17 protein-coding genes and 1 tRNA gene are annotated in these 19,810 nt (G+C 64.7%); 6 read left to right on the plus strand and 12 right to left on the minus strand.

Features of this window, described 5'->3' with window-relative positions; all coding sequences use genetic code 11:
• The first annotated feature begins 52 nt into the window (after positions 1-52).
• Complete coding sequence (locus tag GA0061098_RS10550) at positions 53-277, plus strand: hypothetical protein (RefSeq protein ID WP_091956264.1); 225 nt, start codon at positions 53-55, stop codon at positions 275-277.
• Between the two features lie 70 nt (positions 278-347).
• Here GA0061098_RS10550 and GA0061098_RS10555 read toward each other — a convergent pair whose 3' ends face one another.
• The 3 genes from GA0061098_RS10555 to GA0061098_RS10565 are packed head-to-tail and all read right to left on the minus strand — an operon-like array spanning position 348 to position 4,302.
• A complete protein-coding gene (locus GA0061098_RS10555) occupies positions 348-2,297 on the minus strand; it encodes a molybdopterin biosynthesis protein (protein WP_165637280.1) in 1,950 nt (649 codons plus the stop codon).
• A 13-nt stretch (positions 2,298-2,310) separates the two neighbouring features.
• Complete coding sequence (locus GA0061098_RS10560; protein ID WP_091956266.1) at positions 2,311-3,417, minus strand: molybdopterin-binding protein; 1,107 nt, start codon at positions 3,415-3,417, stop codon at positions 2,311-2,313.
• A 54-nt stretch (positions 3,418-3,471) separates the two neighbouring features.
• Positions 3,472-4,302, minus strand: a complete 831-nt coding sequence (locus tag GA0061098_RS10565) for an ABC transporter substrate-binding protein (RefSeq protein WP_091956267.1) — start codon at positions 4,300-4,302, stop codon at positions 3,472-3,474.
• A 270-nt stretch (positions 4,303-4,572) separates the two neighbouring features.
• Between GA0061098_RS10565 and GA0061098_RS10570 the strand changes: the two genes are divergently transcribed.
• On the plus strand, positions 4,573-5,466 hold the full coding sequence (locus GA0061098_RS10570; RefSeq protein WP_091956268.1) for a substrate-binding domain-containing protein: 894 nt from the start codon (positions 4,573-4,575) through the stop codon (positions 5,464-5,466).
• A 98-nt stretch (positions 5,467-5,564) separates the two neighbouring features.
• Positions 5,565-6,779: an ABC transporter substrate-binding protein gene (locus GA0061098_RS10575; RefSeq protein ID WP_091956269.1), complete on the plus strand. Its 1,215-nt coding sequence runs from the start codon at positions 5,565-5,567 to the stop codon at positions 6,777-6,779.
• Between the two features lie 70 nt (positions 6,780-6,849).
• Here GA0061098_RS10575 and GA0061098_RS10580 read toward each other — a convergent pair whose 3' ends face one another.
• Positions 6,850-7,827: a TAXI family TRAP transporter solute-binding subunit gene (locus GA0061098_RS10580; protein WP_091956363.1), complete on the minus strand. Its 978-nt coding sequence runs from the start codon at positions 7,825-7,827 to the stop codon at positions 6,850-6,852.
• A 106-nt stretch (positions 7,828-7,933) separates the two neighbouring features.
• Between GA0061098_RS10580 and GA0061098_RS10585 the strand changes: the two genes are divergently transcribed.
• On the plus strand, positions 7,934-8,908 hold the full coding sequence (locus GA0061098_RS10585) for a Bug family tripartite tricarboxylate transporter substrate binding protein (RefSeq protein ID WP_091956364.1): 975 nt from the start codon (positions 7,934-7,936) through the stop codon (positions 8,906-8,908).
• 348 nt (positions 8,909-9,256) lie between these two features.
• Positions 9,257-9,332 (plus strand) — tRNA-Ile (locus GA0061098_RS10590).
• 429 nt (positions 9,333-9,761) lie between these two features.
• Here the strand turns inward: GA0061098_RS10590 and GA0061098_RS10595 are convergent.
• The 6 genes from GA0061098_RS10595 to GA0061098_RS10620 form a co-directional block, all read right to left on the minus strand.
• Entirely contained in the window at positions 9,762-10,547 is a 786-nt protein-coding gene (locus tag GA0061098_RS10595; protein ID WP_091956270.1) for an ABC transporter permease, read from the minus strand.
• Positions 10,544-11,356, minus strand: a complete 813-nt coding sequence (locus tag GA0061098_RS10600; protein WP_165637281.1) for an ABC transporter permease — start codon at positions 11,354-11,356, stop codon at positions 10,544-10,546. Before GA0061098_RS10600 ends, GA0061098_RS10595 begins: the two co-directional genes overlap by 4 nt.
• Before the next feature lie 68 nt (positions 11,357-11,424).
• The gene (locus tag GA0061098_RS10605; RefSeq protein WP_091956272.1) at positions 11,425-12,486 is read right to left on the minus strand and encodes an ABC transporter substrate-binding protein; all 1,062 of its coding nucleotides are present in this window, start codon (positions 12,484-12,486) and stop codon (positions 11,425-11,427) included.
• Positions 12,487-12,515: 29 nt separating this feature from the next.
• Positions 12,516-13,835: an NAD(P)/FAD-dependent oxidoreductase gene (locus tag GA0061098_RS10610; protein ID WP_091956273.1), complete on the minus strand. Its 1,320-nt coding sequence runs from the start codon at positions 13,833-13,835 to the stop codon at positions 12,516-12,518.
• 3 nt (positions 13,836-13,838) lie between these two features.
• Positions 13,839-14,555 (minus strand): HAD family hydrolase, encoded by a 717-nt coding sequence (locus tag GA0061098_RS10615; RefSeq protein WP_091956274.1) that lies wholly within the window; start codon positions 14,553-14,555, stop codon positions 13,839-13,841.
• A 35-nt stretch (positions 14,556-14,590) separates the two neighbouring features.
• Positions 14,591-15,673, minus strand: coding sequence for an ABC transporter ATP-binding protein (locus GA0061098_RS10620; RefSeq protein ID WP_165637282.1), 1,083 nt, complete (start codon positions 15,671-15,673; stop codon positions 14,591-14,593).
• 211 nt (positions 15,674-15,884) lie between these two features.
• Here GA0061098_RS10620 and GA0061098_RS10625 point away from each other — a divergent pair, with 211 nt between their 5' ends.
• The gene (locus GA0061098_RS10625; protein WP_091956276.1) at positions 15,885-16,823 is read left to right on the plus strand and encodes a LysR family transcriptional regulator; all 939 of its coding nucleotides are present in this window, start codon (positions 15,885-15,887) and stop codon (positions 16,821-16,823) included.
• Between the two features lie 37 nt (positions 16,824-16,860).
• On the opposite strand, the gene GA0061098_RS10630 is transcribed toward GA0061098_RS10625, so the two are convergent.
• The gene (locus GA0061098_RS10630; protein WP_091956277.1) at positions 16,861-17,670 is read right to left on the minus strand and encodes a helix-turn-helix transcriptional regulator; all 810 of its coding nucleotides are present in this window, start codon (positions 17,668-17,670) and stop codon (positions 16,861-16,863) included.
• Between the two features lie 36 nt (positions 17,671-17,706).
• Positions 17,707-19,272, minus strand: a complete 1,566-nt coding sequence (locus GA0061098_RS10635) for an amidase (protein ID WP_129590831.1) — start codon at positions 19,270-19,272, stop codon at positions 17,707-17,709.
• Positions 19,273-19,810 lie beyond the last annotated feature (538 nt).

A 19,810-nucleotide genomic window follows, 5' to 3' on the forward strand; every position in this document is an offset into this window, starting at 1 on the left:
CCGGACCTAAGAAGCGAACGACCAATGATTGGGACGTTGCCCCGGATGAGCCATGGCCGACTCTCTCTTGGAAGTCATTTTCGATGTTGTCGATATCGCGTTCGATGTTTCGGACGTAATCGATCGCACAAAGCAGCTGAGCAAGCCTGACACCGTCGAAGTCCCGCCGGACCCGAAACCGTTGCCGGCCGCCGCCCAGCGTTCGCTCGCCGAGGAACGGGAGCGCAAACGCAGTCAGTCCGATCAAGCCGCCAGCAGCACCGACCAGGCATCGTAGCTGCAGATCCAGCCGGTATCATCCGCTCCTTCAGCCGGATATTTGATGCGCGAGGTCTTCTGCACCGCCGCTACGCAGGCCGGAATCCGACGCGCTCCAGCGCGGCGCGGGCCTCGTTCGAGCCAAGCGCGTCGAGAAACGCCTGCACCGCCGGCCGGTCTTTGCGCGCCGTGACCAGCGCGAAGTCATAATGCTCTTCCGCGAACGGAATGAAACCGAGGCCGGCCGCTTGGGCGACCGGCGCAATGGTCATGCCCCAGTCGGCACGGTGCTGCGCAACAGCTGCCGCGACCGCATTGTGCGACCGCGGCTGGTTCCAGTAGCCTTCCGGCCGCGCGCCACCGAGCAGCCGGTCGATCAGGATGCGCGTGCCGGCGCCCTGGTTGCGGTTGACCATGATGCAGGCGGGATCAGCGAGAGCAGCGGCGACGGCCTCCTTCGCACCGAGGCCCTCAAAACGCCTGTCGTCCTTGCGGAAGACGATGCCCTGCATCCGCCGCCAGCCCGGCACGAGCTCGAGGCCCTCGACGAGATAGGGCGAATTGTACGTCTCGCTCTTGTCATCGAACAGATGGATCGGCGCGAAATCACATTCGCCGCGCCTTGCGGCCGCGAGTCCGCCGAGGCTGCCGACCGCGATCGAGCGCACTGTCAGGCCGGCATGCGCGAGCTGTGCGGTGACGAGATCGAGGCCGGTGCAGTGGCTGCCGACGATGACGAGATCGGGCACGCGCACATGCGGCGTGAACAGCGTCACCTCGGCTTCGGTCCCGGCCTGCATCTGGTCGGCGAGCGCGTCGATGCGCAGGAAACCATCGGCCTGAGCGAAGGACGTGATTGCACCAGAACCCTTGCCGGAGGGGTAGGCGATCAGGCCGTCCCTGCCCTCGACCAGCGACACCATGACGAATTCGGTACGGCCGAGCTCGGACGCAATGCGCACCGGCACGGTCGCGTTCACCTTGGCATCCGAGCGCGGCGGCAAGCCGGCCAGCTTGCGCAGCACCGGCACGATCATGTCGTGGAAGGTAAACATCGCCGAGGTCGGAAAGCCCGGCAGGATCACCACCGGCTTGCCGTCGCACACCGCAAGGCACAACGGCTTGCCAGGCTTGAGCGCAACGCCATGCGCGATGATGCCGGGCTGGCCGAGCCGGCCGATGATGCGATGCGACAAGTCGCCCGCGCCTTTCGAGGTGCCGCCCGACAGGACCAGCATGTCGGACTCGGCGAGCGCGCGGCGCATGGCGGATTCGAGTTTCGTCTCATCGTCCGGAATGGCGCCGAGGAAGATCGCCTCGCCGCCATTCTCATCGATCGCAGCCGCGACGATCGCGCCGTTGGTATCGTAGATCGCGGCGGGCGCGAGCATCTCGCCGGGCTGGACCAGCTCGTCACCGGTCGAGACCACGGCAACCCGCGGCTTGCGCGCGACGAGCACCTCTGCAATGCCGCAAGCCGCGAGCATGCCGATCTCGCGCGAGCCGATGATCGTGCCGGCACGCAGCAGCGCCTCGCCGCGCGCAATGTCGGAACCGGCGTACGACACGAATTGTCCCGGCGAGACGGCGCGGCGGACGTCGATTGCATCGGATCCAACCGGCTGGGTGTGCTCGACCATGACGACCGCGTCGGCGCCACGCGGCAACGGACCGCCGGTGGCGATCGGCGTTGCGGTTCCCGCCGCCACTTGCATCCTTGGCGCGGTGCCGCAGTGGATGGTCTCGCCGTTCGGCGTGAGGCGCCGAGGAGCGCCTTCGCCAGCCGCCGCTAGGTCGGCCGAGCGCACGGCAAAACCGTCGACGTTGGAGCGATCGAACGGGGGCACGTCGATCGGCGCAGTGATGTCTTCAGCGAGCGCCACGCCGAGCGCATCGCCGAGCTTGCGCTTTTCGCTCGGAACGGCGCGCGGGAACAACGCGGCCTGGAAGCGCGCCAGGGCCTCCTCGCGCGAGAGTATCTTGAGGAACTGCTCTTGTTCGAGCGCGCTGCGGATTTGCGATTGCGGGTTCATCGACATGTCAAAATCCATATCATTCCCGCATCAGATAGGCATCGACCGGCACGCCCGCCGCAAATCCCTCGTCCGTGGCGGGAATGAGCAGCCATGAGTCCGCACCGGCAATAGCCTGGAGCGGCCATTCGCCCACGGCAAGCGGCATCCACGCGCGATGTTCCCGGGCCAGCAAAGCGATCTCGGCGATGCCGACGCTGGACGCGATTTTTCGCGCAAGCGGCAGGCTCACCTGCCGGCGCGGCCGGCGCGCCGATAGTCGGTCGACGAGTGGAAGCACGAGCGCGAGCCACGCTGCCAACGCATGATCCGGCGAGCCCGGCAAGGCGACGACGGGAACCTTTCCGAGCTTCGCGACCGCGGCGGTACGCCCAGGCTGAAGCGCAAGACCGTGGGCGATCACATGACCACGCTGAGCCAGCGCGGCGACGGCCGCATCGCCGCGGCCAACGCCGCTGCCGCCGAGCGTCAGGATCAGATCGCAGGAGGACGTATCGAGCGCATCGGCAATCGACGCCGCATCGCGCGCGCCGGTCTCATACGTCTTCACATCCAGTCCCGCAGCGCGCGCGATCCCGGCGATCATATGCATCGTTGCCGTTGCACCCGGCACGTTGACAATGCGCACCCGGGGCCGACGCACGCCGAGCTTGTCCAAACCGGCAATGCGTGCGAGCAGCAGATCGGCTGCGACGACCGGTTGGCCCTCGGCGCCGGCCGGCGTGCGCTTCGCGATATCGCTGCCGCCACGCCTGACGCCCTGCCCCGGCACGCCCTCCGCCAGCACCTGCACGAGCGGCCCCGATGCATCGACCGCGTCGGCATCGAGCACACAGTCGCAGCCGGCGGGCATCGCATCACCGGCCTCGACCCACGCGGGCGGTTGGGTCAAAGGCAGCGGCGAATAAGAGGACGCGCCGACGAGATCGTTGGCGCAGAGCGCCCAGCCATCCGCGGCGGCGATGTCGTGATGCGGATGGGCCGCAAGCAGCGGCGTGCCCGCCGCGATGCAGCCGGCCGCTTCGCTCAGCGGCAACTCCACCGGTGCAAGCGGCTCAAGCCCGCTCAGCAACGCGGCGAGCGCGGTGTCGAGCGGCGTCAGCGATGGCGGCAGGCGCTGGGTCATGCGCCATGGTGGACCATGCATCGCCCGGTTTGGCAACCACCGGCGATGCCGACGTCAACCGCCCGACCGGTCCGCATTGGGGAAGAACAGCTGCTGTCCGTCGACCTTGTAGCCTGCGATCGCCGTCTGCCCCTCCGGCGAGGTCAGCCAATCAATGAAGGTCTGCGCGAGATCCTTCTTCACGTTCGGAAACTTCTCGGGGTTCACCAGCATCACGCCATACTGATTGAGCAGCCGCCGGTCGCCTTCGACGACGATATCGAGATCGCCGCGATCCTTGAAGCCGATCCAGCTGCCGCGATCCGACAGCACATAAGCATTGGCAGCGCGCGCGGCGTCGAGCGCCGAGGCCATGCCCTGCCCGGCCTCGCGATACCAGGCGCCCTTGGCCCCGGCGATGTCGATGCCGGCGACGATCCAGAGCGCCAGCTCCGCAGCATGCGTGCCCGACCGATCGCCGCGCGTCACAAACGGCGCACCCTTGGCCTCGATCGCCTTCAGCGCCGTCGCGATATCCTTGCCCTTGACGCCGGCGGGATCGTTCTTCGGCCCGATCAACACATAGTCGTTGTACATCACGTCAAAACGCTTCACGCCAAACCCGTCGGCGACGAATTTCTCCTCCTGCGGTCGCGCATGCATCAGCACGACGTCGGCCTCGCCCCTTCGCGGCCCGTCGAGCACCTCGTCGGCGCGCCGCGCGATCACCGTCACGTCGACGCCGGTCTTGTCGCGGAAGATCGGAAGCAGATAGTCGAGCAGGCCGGACTCCTGCGTCGACGTGGTCGTAGCCAGGACGATGGCGCGGTCCTCCGCAGATGACGCCGCAGCGCTCGCGATGAGGCCGCAGACAAGCGCTAATGCAACGGACAGGCGGCGGCCCATGATCGGGGGTTCCCTTGGCTACGACCCGATCATGATGATGATCGATTGCGCCGCACTCGTGACGCGTTTGCCTTTTGCGCACGTCACCCGGGAAATTTCGGCAACGCGCCGAGCGATTGAGGATCATTCACCAAAGCAAACGACGCGCGCGCGGATGTGTTGCAAAGCAGCGAGATGATCAGGCATGGTTCCGGCGGACACGAATTGAAATGCAGAATTCCACCTGCGTTAGACGTCAAAAAGAAGCAAGAATTTGCATAGGAATGCAGGATGGAATTCCTGACGACCAGCGAAGCCGCCGACTATCTTCGGCTCGGCGAACGCAAGCTCTACGAACTCGTCACCACAGGCGCGATCCCCTGCACCAAGGTGACCGGGAAGTGGCTCTTCCCACGCCACGAACTCGATCTTTGGGTGCTCTCGGGCCTCGCGCGTCCGGCCGGCATGCTGATCGCGGAGCCGCCGCCGGTCGTGGGCGGCAGCCAGGACGAGCTGCTGGATTGGGCCTTACGCGAATCCGGCTCGGGCCTGGGATCGATGAGCGAGGGCAGCGTGCGCGGGCTCGAGCGCTTGCAGCGCAACGAGGTCATGGCGGCGGCGATACACTTCCACGGCCTGGATGCTTCCGATGATCTCGCTGCGGATGCCAGTGTCGAAGCGCTGCGGGCCGCTCCGGATTTGCATGATGCGGTGCTGGTCGCATTCGTGCGCCGCGAACAGGGTCTCGTGCTGCCGCAGGGCAATCCCAAGCATCTGCACGGCCTGACCGACGTGCTCGCGCTCGGCGCCCGGATGGCGATGCGGCAACAGGGCACGGGCGCGCAGATGCTGCTCGACGTGCTCCTGAAGCGCGCAGGCGCCTCGACGCGGGATTTGCGCCGGGTCGAGACGCCGGCCCTGACCGGACCGGATCTTGCGGAACTAGTCCGCGCCGGCCAGGCCGATTGCGGCATCGCGACGCGCGCCGCCGCGCGTTCGGCCGGCCTCGATTTCGTGCCGCTGGTCTGGGAGAATTTTGACCTCGCGATGCGGCAGCGCAGCTATTTCCGCCCCGCCATGCAGGCCTTGATCGGATTCCTGAACGAGCGGCGGCTGCGCCAGCGCGCCGAGGAGCTGACCGGCTACGATCCCTCACCCGCAGGGCGGATCCGCTTCGCAGCCTGACATTGACGCCCGCCCCAAAATAGTTGCAAAAGAAACCAATTCAGCCGGGCATACCCGGGGCAACACCGGCCAACGTGCCGGATCAGGGGAGGACAAGCGTGAATCCAATCAGATTTGGACTGCCGGTCGCGGCCGCCTTGACGGCGGCGCTGCTGTCCGGTGCGGCATCGGCGCAGGTTTCCGACAACGTCGTCAAGATCGGCGTGCTCACCGACATGAACGGCCCGGCCTCCGCGCCGACCGGCCAGGGCTCGGTGACGGCGGCGCAGATGGCGATCGACGATTTCGGCGGCACCGTGCTCGGCAAGCCGATCAGCATCGTGATCGGCGACCACCAGCTCAAGGCCGATATCGGCGGCACCATCGCGCGGCGCTGGTACGACGTCGACCAGGTCGATCTGATCGTCGACGTACCGGTCTCCGCGGTCGGGCTCGCGGTGCAGAACGTCGCCAACGAGAAGAAGCGGCTGTTCATCACCCACTCCACCGGCACCGCCGATTTCCACGGCAAGTTCTGCTCGCCTTACGCGATCCAGTGGGTGTTCGACACCCGCGCGCTCGCGGTCGGCACCGCGGACGCCGTGGTCAAGCGCGGCGGCGACAGCTGGTTCTTCATCACCGACGATTACGCCTTCGGCCATTCGCTGGAGCGCGATGCGTCCGCGGTCGTCACCGCCAATGGCGGCAAGGTGCTGGGCTCGGTGCGGCCGCCGCTGGCAACGCCGGATCTCTCCTCCTTCGTGCTGCAGGCGCAGGCCTCCAAGGCCAAGATCATCGGCATCGCGGCCGGCCCGCCCAACAACATGAACGAGATCAAGACCGGCTCGGAGTTCGGCGTGTTCAAGGGCGGCCAGCAGATGGCGGCGCTGCTGGCGCTGATCACCGACATCCACGGCCTCGGCCTGCAGGCAGCGCAAGGTCTGCTGCTGACCACGTCGTTCTATTGGGACATGGACGACAAGACCCGCGAATGGTCGAAGCGCTATTTCGCCAAGATGAACAAGATGCCGTCGATGTGGCAGGCCGGCGTCTATTCATCCGTGATGCACTATCTCAACGCCATCAAGGAAGCCGGCACCGACGATCCGCTCAAGGTCGCCGCCAAGATGCGCGAGAAGCCGATCGAGGATTTCTTCTCCCGCAACGGCACGCTGCGGGAGGACAATCTGATGGTGCACGATCTCTGGCTGGTGCAGGTGAAGACGCCGGAGGAGAGCAAATATCCGTGGGACTATTACAAGATCCTCACGACGATCTCGGGCGACAAGGCGTTCGGTCCGCCGGACCAGGCGTGTGCGATGGTGAAGAAGTGAGTTTGGCGAGTGGCGAATAGGGAGTGGCGAATGGACCAACTCCATTCGCTACTCACCACTCGCCATTCGCTTATTTCACCACGCCGATCTCGCGAAAATACTTCATCACGCCGGGATGGATAAGCTCCGGCCTCGGCGCCGCGGCAACCGTGTTCGACGCTGTGGTCTCGCAGGCCTGCGCGAGCTTCTTGCAGAAAGTCGCCTCATTGCCGTGCAGCGTCTTTGCCAGGCGATAGGCGACATCGTCAGGCAGATCCTCGCGCGTCAGCACGAAGCTCCAGGAGCCGAGGGAGGCGATCGGCGCGTCCTGCTTTGGATAACTACCCGCCGGCACCGTCAGTGGCTTCAGGAAGGAATGCTTGGCGCGGATGCGCGCGATCTCCTCGGCATCAGGCGCGATGAAGCGCGCGCCTGACGCGCTCGATGCGACCGCGGCAAAGCCGGGCCAGCCGATGCCGGCGCCCCACAGCGCGGCGACGCGGCCGTCCTCGACCATCGCGGGGCCGTCGCCAGCGCGGTCGAGATAGATGGCCTTGAAGTCCTCGTCCTGCTTCAGGCCGAGCCCATCCAGCACATAGCGAGCCAGGATCGGCAGGCCCGAGCCCTTGGCGCCGAACGCGACCGGCTGGCCGACGAGATCGCGGATCGTCCTGTAGGGACTGTCCGCGCGCACCACGAACATGCCGGGGTTGGAATAGATCGCCGTGAGAATCTTCAGCCGGACCGGCGCACGGCCGATGCCGGCGAAGGCCTCATAGGCCGGCTCGCCCGCGACCAGCGCGAGATCGAGCTCACCCTTCTCGAGCAGCGGAATGTTCTCGTTGCTGCCCTTGATGTTGCGGGGCGCGATGGAGATTTGCGGATCGGCCGCGTTCATCACCTCGGCAAAAGCGTTGCCATAGAGCGGAAAGCCGCCGCCGGGCGTCGCGGTGCCAAGGCTGATCATAGGACTGATCGTCGTGGTCGGAATTGCCGTGCCTCCGGTTTGAGCAGCAACGGGGCTTGCGAGCAGCGCCGCGCCGAGAAGGGTGAGGATCGCGAATCTCATGGTCATCCCTGACGGACCTGCGTCAACACCGACTTGCGGCGATGTAGGCAGGGAGCGGATTTTGTGAAAGCATATCCCCAACGACAATAGAACAATGGGAGGCGTCATGTTGCGAATTTTGCGTAACGGTTTTTTCGGGCTAACAGTCCTTTTAGGTCTTTTCAGCGCAACGCCTCCCGCCTCCGCCGCCTATCCCGACCGACCCGTGCACTGGCTGATTGGATTTGCCGCCGGCGGCCCGGTCGACATCGTCGCGCGGATCATGGCGCAGTGGCTGTCGGACCGTCTCGGCCAACAATTCATCGTCGAGAACCGCACGGGGTCCGGCGGCAACATCGCTGCCGCCGCCGCGATCAACTCGCCGCCCGACGGCTACACGCTGCTGTTCGTCGCGCCCAACAACGCGATCTCGACCTCGCTCTACAAGAAGCTGCCGTTCGACTTCTTGCGCGACACCGTGCCGGTGGCGAGCATCATGCAGCTCACCAACATGCTGGTCGTCTCCAACGCGTTCCCCGCGAAGACGGTTCAGGAGTTCGTCGACTACTGCAAGGCCAATCCCGGCAAGATCTCCTTTGCCTCGTCCGGCAACGGCACCTCGGTGCACATGTCGGCCGAGCTGTTCAAGGTGATGACGAAGTGCGACATGGTGCACGTGCCCTATCGCGGCTCGGCGATCGCCTTCCCCGACATCATCTCCAACAAGGTGCAGCTGATCTTCGACAACCTGCCCTCCGCGCTGGAGCAGGCCAAGGGCGGCAATGTCCGCGCGCTGGGCGTGACCTCGCCGCAGCGCTGGCCGAGCGTGCCCGACGTGCCCGCGATCGCCGAGACCGTGCCCGGCTTCGAATCGGTCGGCTTCTACGGCATCTCCGCGCCGAAGGGCACGCCGCCCGAAGTGATCGAGACCCTCAACAAGGCCGTCGGCGAGGCGCTGAAGGACCCGAAGCTGGTGGCGCGCCTCACTGAAGTCGGCGGCCTCCCCAAGCCGATGACATCGGCCGAGTTCGGCAAGCTGGTCACAGACGAGACCGAGAAGTGGCGCAAGGTGGTGGAGTTCGCGGGGGTGTCGGTGGACTAAAGCCGGGCTTAGCCGCGAGCCTGCGGTTCGCCGGCGAGACATCGGAGGGGACCACGGAAGGCCCCCTCTCATCAAAAACGGCAAAACAACCCCATGCACAGTAGACAAGTCTAGCAATTTCAATGGGTTAACGGCCCTGAAAAGCAGGTCCTTCGCAAGTCGGTTTGCTTCGTCGGGCAAAACAAAGGTATAGAGGCATCATTGCCTATTTCGGTTATTCAAAATTGACTCATGGTACCGCGCCAGCGTTCCCATCCGCCAGAGCCAGCATTGCACCCCCGCCCCCATCCCTGTAAACGAACCGCGCACCGTTGCCGGCCGCGCGTTTCCGCGAGCTGTCTCGCGGCGGGGCCTGTAGCTCAATGGTTAGAGCCGGCCGCTCATAACGGTCTGGTTGCAGGTTCGAGTCCTGCCGGGCCCACCAGCGAATCAATGGTTTCACTTCATAGCTGTTGGCCACAGCACCAGAAACGCTGCGCTTCCTGGCATCGAGTGATGCTTCGGCTATCCTCAAGCTACTTCGCTGGCTTCCGATATGGCGACGATCTTCCTCGCGATCCTAGATTCGGCGGAATTTTCGCAAGAGGAGATCTGGCGGCAGGTTGCACTTTTATGGGCGGCACGGCCACTCGATGGTTGCGAACCTGCAAGCGAAACGTGCAGATTGGCGATGTCCAATCCTTTTGGACTCGGCAAACCGGCCAGGACGTACGGCACCTGGACGCCCCTCGATACCGATGCCCCGCAGCCGCAAATTTGTGATGGCGTAATTCCTACTCCAGCAACAGGCTGCTGAAGCGTTGGCTTCGGGCATTTCGCCATCCGTTAGCTCTGATGCCATATTCGCGATACATCAGGCATTCCTACGGCGTCGCCCAGTTGCGAGCAGCACCAGCACGAAGGAAGCCGCCGTCATCAGCGTCGAGATCGCGGCAATGGTCGGATCGATCTCGTCGCGGAGCGCGGTGAACATGCGCTTGGTCAGCGGCTGATATTGCCCGCCGGAGATGAACAGCGCGACGATGGTCTCGTCCATCGCCGAGATGAAGGCGAAGATGCCGCCGGCGACCACGCTGGACTTGATCTGCGGCAGCGTCACCGCAAAGAAGCTGCGCAGGCGGTTCATGCCGAGGCTCCGCGCCACCATCTCCTGCGCGGGATCGAAGCTCTGCAGGCCGGCCAGCACGGAAATGATCACGTAGGGCAGGCCGAGCATCACATTGGCCAGCACGAGGCCCGGCAAGGTCGCGACCAGGCCGACCTTGGCATAGACGAAGAAGATGCCGACCGCGGTGATGATGATCGGCACCACCAGCGGCAGCAGCAGCGCCATGTGGATGACGCGCATGATCCGCAGCTTCGACTGGCTGATGGCATAGGCGGCGGAGACGCCGAGCGGTGTTGCGATCACGACGGTCAGCAGCGCGACCGTCAGCGTCACCCGCGTCGCCTGCATCCAGGCCGAATTGGCGAAATATTGCTGGTACCAGCGCAGCGAGAAGGACGGCGGCGGGAAGGTCAGGAAGCGCGCGCTGGAGAAGGAGATCGGGGCGATGATCAGCACCGGCAGGATCAGATAGACCAGCACCAGCGCGCTGACCACGTAGAGGGCAATCCGTGCGGCTGAGGCGCGCATCATTTCTGCCCCAATATGCGATCGAGTGAAATGAAGCGGCTGACGACGAAGAAGATCGCGAGCACGCTTAGGAGCAGCACCACGGCGACGGCGCTCGCAGCCCCGAACTGGTTGTAGAGCTCGACATTGCGGCTCACCAGCATCGACACCATCACGGTGCGGCCGCCGCCGAGCAGCTCCGGCGTGATGTAGAAGCCGAGGCAGAGCACGAACACCATGGTGCAGCCGGCGAGGACGCCCGGTAGCGACAGCGGCAGGAACACGCGGAAGAACGTCAGCGACGGACTCGCACCCAGGCTGGCGCCGGCCTGCATCAGATCGCCCGGGATCTTCTGCATGGTGGCGTAGAGCGGCAGCACCATGAACGGCAGCAGGATGTGAACCGTCGCAACCACCGTGCCGAACGTGTTGTGAACGAGCGCGAGCGGCTCGCTTGTCACCTCGAGGTAACGCAAAAGCTGGTTGATTACGCCGGTGCGCTGGAGCAGCGCCAGCCAGGCATAGGCGCGCACCAGCACGCTGGTCCAGAACGGCAGCACGACCAGCGACAGGATGAGGATGCTCCACCCTTTCGGCAGCGCGTTGGCGAGGTAGGCCACGGGATAGCCGAGCAGCAGCGCGATCACAGTGACCGCGAGGCTGATCTCGAAAGTCAGCGCAAAGCTGCGCCAGTAGATGTCTTCGGTGAAGACGCGGCGATAATTCTCCAGTGTGAAGCCGTCATGATAGATCGACTGCCAGGCGAGCCAGCCGACCGGCAGCACGATCAGGAGAAGAATCACGAGCAGCGCCGGCGACGCCAATGCCAACATCAGCCCGTGCTCACGGCGCTGATGCTTTTGCGATGGATCTAGCACTGATGTCGACAACGCTGCCTCGCTTACTTCTGCATGAAGGATGCCCAACGCTTCTCGGCGGCTTCGCCCGCCGGCGAGGACCACCAGGCGTAGGACATCAGCGCCTGCTTGGCCGCGTTCGCGGGCTCGCTCGGTAATTGCGCGGCGCGCTCCGGCTTGATCACGCCGGTGTCGAAGGCTTTTGGATTGCCCGGGCCGTAGTCGATGTTGAGCGGCAGATTGGCCTGGTTCACGGGATCGACGGCCTCGTTGAGGAACTTCACCGCCGTCTCGAGATTCGGCGCGCCCTTGAGGATGCAAAGCGAGGTGCTCTGCAGGATGCCCTGATTGTAGGTGAATGACACCTTCGCACCTTCCTTCGCGACCGCGCTGACGCGGCCGTTCCAGGCCATCTCCATGTCGACCTCGCCGTCGTTGAGCAACTGCGCCGACTGCGCACCCGAGGTCCACCACACCGTGATGTGCGGCTTAATCTCCTCCAGCTTCTTGAAGGCGCGGTCGACATCGAGCGGATAGAGCTTGTCGGGCGCGACGCCGTCGGCCATCAGCGCGGCCTCGAGCGTTGCGAACGGGTGGTTGCGCAGCGCGCGGCGGCCGGGAAATTTCTTGACGTTCCAGAAATCGGCCCAGCTATTCGGCGCATCCTTCGGGAACGTCTTCTGGCTGTAGGACAGCACGCTGGAATAGAACTCATAGGAGACCGAATAGGGACTGCGATAGGCCTCCGGCATCGCCGCGCCGTTTGGAATCTTCGAGAAGTCGAGCTTCTCGATCAGCCCCTGCTCGCCGCCGCGCAGGCAGTTGCCGGTCGGCGTGTCGACGACGTCCCAGATCGGCTTGCCGCTGCCGACCTGCGTCTTGATCGCGGGCCAGGCGTCGGGAATGGAATCCTGGTTGATGGTGATGCCGAGCTTCTTGGCGGCGGGATCGAGGATCGCCACCGTCTGCGCCTGCTGATAGGCGCCACCTTGCGAGACGAAGGTGATCTGCTCGGCGGCGTTGGCCGCGGTGCCGGCAAGCCCGATCGCACTGAGCGAAGCACCCAACAAAGCGTAGCCAAATCTGAAGTCGCGTTTCGTCGTCATCCTCGCCTCCTCTGTCACCAAACTAGATCTCACTGACCGATCGCATCGAGAAACTGGTACCAGCCGGCGACCATGCGCACGGCGGGCTCGCGTAGCGGATAGAACGGAATGGTCTTCAGCCGGCGCGCATCGAGCAGCCCGACATCGGGCGTCTCGCCGCGCACGAAGGCTGCGAGATAGCGGCCCATCAGGCTCGACATCGCAACGCCGGCGCCGTTGTAACCCATCGAGAACAGCGTGCGCTCGTCGAGCCGGCCGATATGCGGCACCGAGTCCAGCGTCATGCCGACGAGGCCCGACCATTTGTAGGCGAGCGGCACCTCGGCAAGATCCGGGAAGATCCCGACCATCGCCTTGCGCAAGGCGTCGAAGGCAGCTTGGGAGTCCTGCTTGCCGAACGCGCCGCGGCCGCCAAAAATCACGCGGTTGTCGACCATGCGGAACCAGCGCATCATGCGCTTGGTCTCGGTGTAGGTGCGCCCCGTCGGCATCAGGCGCCCGGCGAGGTTGCGCGGCAGTTGTCCGGTCGCAATGAGGGCGCTGCGGAACGGGATCAGCGTGCGCTGCATGTTCGCAGTCGCGCCGGTGAGGTCGGAATAACTGTTGGTCGCGATGATCGCCTGTTTTGCGCGTACTGCGCCTCGCGGCGTCTCCGCAATGATGCCGCCATTCTCACGCCTGAGCTTGACGACGGGCGAGTCCTGGAAAATGGGCACGCCGCGGCGCGCCACGCCATCGGCGAGGCCGCGCAGATAGTTCAGCGGATGAATTCCGCCGGAGCCGGGATTGAGCACGCCGCCGACGAAGATGTCGGAGCCGGTCTCGTCGCGCACTTCGCGCTTGTCGAGGATGCGGACCTCCGCATCGCCCATCTCGCGCTTCATCCAATTGGCTTCGTCGATCGCGGCCTTCAGCGTGGTCTCGTTGTGCGCGGCCTTGACCTGGCCGGTGCGGGTCAGCGCCGCGCTGGCGATGCCGAACTCGGACACCAGCTCCTCGACGATATCGGTCGATTCATGCGCGATCCCGTACATGCGCTGCGCCATGGCGCGGCCGTGCGCGGCGTCGATCTCGCGAAACGACAGCCGGAACTTTGCGGTGATCACGCCGCCATTGCGGCCGCTCGCGCCCCAGCCGGGGCGGTTGGCCTCCAGCACGACCGGCGACAAACCGCTCTTGGCGATGTGGTGCGCAGCAGACAGGCCGGTATAGCCCGCGCCGATAATCACCACATCCGCTTGGCTCTCGCCCGACAGCACGGGGAAGTCGCGCGCCGGCTGCGCCGTGGCTTCCCACAGCGAATTGGCCGATGGCAATGCGCTCCAGTCCCGTGTCACGCCGCCGCTCATGCCTTACGCCGCCGGCCCGATCGCCGCGTCGGCGAGCGCCTTCAAGGTCGGGAAATGGAAGTCCGGCTTGGTCAGCGTCTCCACGGCCGGCGTGCCGCCGAACCCGCCGATGCCCTGGCGGCGCTCGATCCAGCACACCTTGTAGCCGAGTTTCCGCGCGATCCCGATGTCGTGATACTGGCTCTGCGCGACGTGCAGGATATCGGACTGCTTGTAGCCGAAGGCCGACTGGCGACCCTTGTTGTAGGCGAAGAACTCCGGATTGGGTTTTGCCACGCCGGTGTCGTCGGCGCAGACGGTGTCGTCGAAGGGATCGCCGAGCGCGTGCGCGTAACAGGAGAGCGCGACGCGGTCGGCGTTGGTCATTGCGACCAGGCGGAACTTGGTGCGCAGGCGCTTGAGTGCTTCGACGGAATCGGAGAACGGCCCCCAGCGCAGCACGGCGAGCTGGAACACATCGCAGGACGCATCGTCAGCCGGCAGTCCGAGCTCCTTGGCGAGATAGCGATAGACGTGGAACATCACCTCGCTCGAGCGCTCATAGTGCTTGTCGCGGCCGCGCTTGTAGGACTCGAAGATCTTGTCGTCGCTGAGTTCGGCCGGCGACTTGCCCGAGATCCTGCGCACCGCCGAGAGCACGCCGGTCTCGAAATCGATCAAGGTGCCGACGACATCAAAGGTGAGAACCTTGAAATTGCTGAACGAGGCTGCTGACGACATTTTGGCTTCTTCTCTCGGTTGAACAAGGCTTTGGTTCAGTCCCCCACCCTGGGCACGACGATGGTGTCCTCGGGGTGAAGGGTGACGGTGAGACTGCCGCCGAGCGGCGGGATGCGGCTATAGGCCTGGTGGTAGCTCGGCTGGCGGAGGCTGAGCGCGATGCCGCCTTCGAGCGCCAGGAAGATGCGCAGGCTCTCGCCCTGATAGACGATGTCGGTGACCGTGCCGCTCAGCCGGTTGCAGGCGGCATCCTGCGCGCCGTCGTCGATCAACAGTTTTTCGCTGTGCACGGCGAGCATCAGCGCGTCGCCGTTGGGAATGGCGCGGGCGCTGCGCAGCAGCGCGTTGCCGAGCGCGACGCTGGAGGCATCGACACGGCGCACCGGCAGCATCGTCGCTTCGCCTATGAAGCTCGCGACGAAGGAATCCGCGGGATGGTCGTGCAAGCGCGCGGGCTCGTCGATCTGGATCAGCCTGCCGTCCCGCATCACGGCGACACGGTCGCTCATGGTCAGCGCCTCGCGCTGGTCATGGGTGACATAGATGATGGTGGCACCGATGCGCCGATGCAGCGCGCGCAGCTCGATCTGCATGGATTCGCGAAGCTGCTTGTCGAGCGCGGAGAGCGGCTCGTCCATCAGGATCAGGCGCGGCTCGAAGATCATGGCGCGCGCCAGCGCCACGCGCTGGCGCTGGCCGCCGGAGAGCTGCGCGATGCCGCGCTCTTCATAGCCGGCAAGGCCGACCATCGCGAGCGCCGCGCGCACCTTGTCGGGCCAGCTCGCTTTCGGCAAGCGCCGCGCGCGCAGGGGAAAGGCGACGTTCTCGCCGACGCTCATATGCGGGAACAGCGCGTAGTTCTGGAAGACCACGCCGATGTCGCGCTGGTGCGGCGGCATCCAGGTGACGTCGCGGCCGCCGAACAGGATCGTTCCGCTCGAGGGCAGGATGAAGCCGCCCAGGATGCCGAGCAGCGTGGTCTTGCCGGAACCGGACGGGCCGAGCAGCGAGACGAACTCACCGGCGCCGACATTGAGAGACACGTCGTCGAGGGCGCGTACGGGGCCATACGCCTTGCTCGCGGACCTGATCTCGACGCTTTCCGCTCGTTTGTCCAACGATCGACCTCGCCTGTCCCTGCAACGGCGTGCCTCACTGCGCGCCATAAGCCTGCTTTATAGACAGGGATTCTGACCCTTCACGATTGAAGTGGTGCACCGCACCTAATCTTCTCTCGCAAGCCCTGTCTTTAGGCTGTCGTGCCAATGACACCAGACTTGGCAAAATCCGGCAATTGCCAAATTCTCACCGCGCTCATAACATGACGTTATGCCAGAGCTTCGCCGCATGCTGCCGTCCAGTAACGCCCTGTTCGTCTTCGACGCAGCCGCGCGCAACGGCAGCTTCACGGCCGCGGCCGCCGAACTGAACGTCACGCAGCCTGCCGTGAGCCGGATGCTGGGCCAGTTCGAGGAGCATCTCGGCGTTCGCCTGTTCGACCGCAAGGCGGGACGCGCGGTGCTCACCGAGGAAGGCGAACTGCTCTATCGCCGCGTGCTCGAAGGCTTTCGCAGCATCGAGAGCGGTCTCGTCGAGATCGAGCGGCGGCGCAAGGGCACCGAGACGGTGACGCTGTCGGTCTCCTCCGCCTTCACCACGCATTGGCTGATGCCGCGGATCGACAAGCTCCAGAAGCAATTTCCCAAGGTCGATCTGCGCTTCCAGCTGATCTCCGGCGCGCTGCGCGGGCCGGTGGAGAACGTCGATCTCGGCATGCGCTTCCGCGACCGCGAGGAGCCGTCCTCCGGCGGCACGCTGATCATGAAGGAAGTCATGCTGCCGATGTGCAGCCCCGGCTATCTCGGCGAGACCGATCCCACTGAGGGCAACACCATCATCCGCCTCGCCGAGACGCCGGGCGACTGGGCTGCGGATTATGCATCGCTTCTCACGGGGCGCCGCGGCGCAGCCAAGGCGCTGAGCTTCACCGACTATGCCGTCGTGATGCAGGCCGCCCTGCTCGGCCAGGGCATCGCGCTCGGCTGGCTGACGGTGACCTCGCACTGGCTGCTGACCGGCGCGCTGGTGCCAGCCTCCGACCGGCTGACCACCACGCGCCGCGTCTGCGAATTCCTGCCGCCGCGCAACCGGCCGATGCGCCCGATCGCTGCTGAGATCCGGGATTGGATCATCGTACAGATGCGGGATGAGCTAGTGGCAATCGATCGGCAGTACCCACCACTTGGATTGATGGCTGCGTGCTACTGAACCGAAGGCAGGTTAGTGACGCCCCAACTTGCAAAATCTAGGCGAATGGCATGTCGATGAGCCGAAGTTGGATCGCCTTAGCTATCGCATGCGGCCTGTTCGACGCATTGAGGTGCACGATCGCGCGCTTCATGTGCGAACGTACCGTCTCGCAGGACAAGCCGAGGATCAGGGCGATGTCATCCGAGGTCTTCCCTTGCGCGGCAAGGGACAGGCACTCCTTCTCACGCGTGCTGAGCCATGCCTTGGTGTCGGCGGCCTGGTGCCACAACCATCTCCGCAGAGAGGTGTTCTGAAATTGATGACACAAAGCGAAAAGCGCATTGACGATCGTCGGTGAAGAACCGGTCTCGTACCTGGTCGCGCTTTCCGAAATCGCACTGACGAACGCAAATGACCCGTTCGGCATGTGCATCGGAACGGTGATGCCGTAGTGCAGGTTCTTGTCGTTCAGGTGGTCCACGCACGCACGCTCGCCAGCGCTCAGGCGTTCGTGGGCCTGCACGTCGACCCACCTGAGGGGCAAAGTCGTCGTGAAGCAGAACCGGTAGTAGGGGTCGCAAAGGTGGCTCCAGTGCCGATCCCATCGACTTGGAAAGGCTCGCGTCTTCACGATGGGTGACGCGAAGCTGCCGTCTTGCGCTCTCGGCGTGCTGGCCATGCCGTAGGCGAAGGAGGAAAAACCCAGGCCCGACAGGGTTTGATGCAACGCATCCAGGGCGGACTCGAGGTCGCCCGCCCGTTCGAGGTCGGCCGCGAAGCTTCCCATCAGAGCTTCGCGGTCGGCGGTGGAAAATGCGTGAGCCGCTGGGAGAGACATTAAGGTCCATCTCTCATCATGGGCCATAATGGTCCTCCTGCGGCTCGCATGTGTCAAGCCACGCTAGGCGGCCAGTTTCGGTCGCCGATGCTGCCAGGGGTGCGTCGCGCCTTCGAACGCGGACGCAATGCGGAACACCCTCAGGTCGTCATAGGCTGGACCGACAATCTGCATCCCGGTGGGCACGCTTGTTTCAGCATCGAAACCGGTGGGCACGGACATCACGGGGAGCGTGCCGACTAGGTTAAAGGGATACGTCATGAACCAGCCGATAAACGGGTTCACCGACTTACCGTTGATGGTGAGCGGCTCTTCGCTGCTTCGCCCTGCGACGATCTTCGTCGTTGCCGTCGTCGGGCAGATCAGCGCGTCGTGGGTCTCGAAGATCTTCGTCATCGCTGCGTACGTCTTCTGCCGCACGGTATTGAGGTTGTAGAACTTCGTGACGTCGTGCTTCTTGCCCTCTTCAAGGATCTTGATGACATACGGGTCCACGTCGTTGCGGGACTTGGTCAGAAGACTGCCCGCCAGCGCGTAGAACACGCCTTGCCACCGGGTGTTCCACGTCTCTTCGATTTCCTTGGTCCAGCCGATGTCGACTTCATCGACCACGGCGCCGAGCGAACGCAGGACCGACACGGCATTGCGCGTGTTCTTCTCGACCTCGGGGTCGACCGCGAAATAGCCGAGGTCCATCGACAGCGCGATCCTCATGCCGGCGATGCCGTCGAAGGTCGGCGGGATGACCACCTTGTCCCGCAGGGACGACATGTCGGCCGGATGCTGGCCGGACGTGACGTTCTGCATCAGCCCACAATCAACGACGCTGCGGGCCAGTCCGCCATAGTGGATCAGCCATTCATTCGGGTGCTCGCGGTCGTCGGGGTTGCGTCCCCATGGCGGCTTGTAGCCGAACACGCCGTTCATCGCGGCCGGGATGCGAATGGACCCGCCACCATCCGTGCCGTCCTGCAAGGTCGTGTAGCCGGCGGCCAGGGCCGCGCCGCCTCCGCCTGTCGAGCCGCCGGGGGTATAGGTAGGGTTCCACGGGTTGTGCGTGACGCCCCAAAGCAGGGATGCCGTCACACCTGAATGCGCGAACTCCGGTGTCGTCGTGCGGCAATGCATGATCGCCCCGGCGGCGAGAAGGCGCTCCACCGTCGGGGCGGATTGGTCCGGAACGAAATCCTTGTAGAGCCGCGAGCCGTAGGTGGTGATCTTGCCCTTGACGGAGTGATAGTCCTTGATGGAACACGTGATGCCTTCCAGCGGGCGGACCGGTTCTCCGCGCGCGTACTTGCCCTCCGCAATCCGTGCCTGTTCCAGCGCCTCGTCGAAATAGGTGTACGTCGTTGCCTTGAGCGTCGGCTCCCATGCTTCGACCTGTTTGATCTGCGCCCGCAACAGTTCGACCGGCGATAGCGTCTTGGCCTTGAATCTCGCGAGCGCCTCGCCGGCCGTCAGGTAGGCAATGCCGTCGACATCGACCTTTTCGGACGGGCCGGCGGCGGCCGCGCTCGACGCTGCCGGCAGGACCGCCCCCGCGACGCCTGCAAGGGCAATGCCCAGGAGACGGCGGCGCTCCAGGTTCGGCTCGCTTTCAGAATTCTCGTAGAGGGCTTGGCTCATGATGTCTCGTTTCCCGTTGGTGGAGCTGGTGAGCGACCGGACAGCTTGCGCCAATTCGACGCCGCGCGATTCCAAGTCGCAATTCCCCGAAAGGGTGAATCGAGATGAGAACGAGACGGAAAAGTGCTGCGTCGTCACAGAAAGCAACGAAGCTCCATTCAGCACCTCGGACGATCGCGACTAGTCGCGCGATGCGTGCCCAATGCACTGACCGCACCAGTTTCGCAACAGAAACGGCCTGAACGAAATGCAACGAACGCGGTCGGAATCCAACAAATCCGCAGGAAAATCAACGAACGCGACCATTATCCCGTCGCTCATAACGGTCTGGTTGCAGGTTCGAGTCCTGCCGGGCCCACCACGCTTCGCCCTTCGGGCTACGCCTGGCGCAGCCATGCAAGGCCGAGGAGCGAAGCGTGTCCGGCGTAGCTGGAGCGAAGCGGAAGCGAAGACGGACTTCCGCCGCGAGCTTCGGCTCGGCAAGCCGGCGCCACACATCAAGAGCGAAGCGAGTGAAGGCTGCCGCGCCGCAGCCCAG

The organism is Bradyrhizobium shewense (genome assembly GCF_900094605.1).
GTDB lineage: Bacteria > Pseudomonadota > Alphaproteobacteria > Rhizobiales > Xanthobacteraceae > Bradyrhizobium > Bradyrhizobium shewense.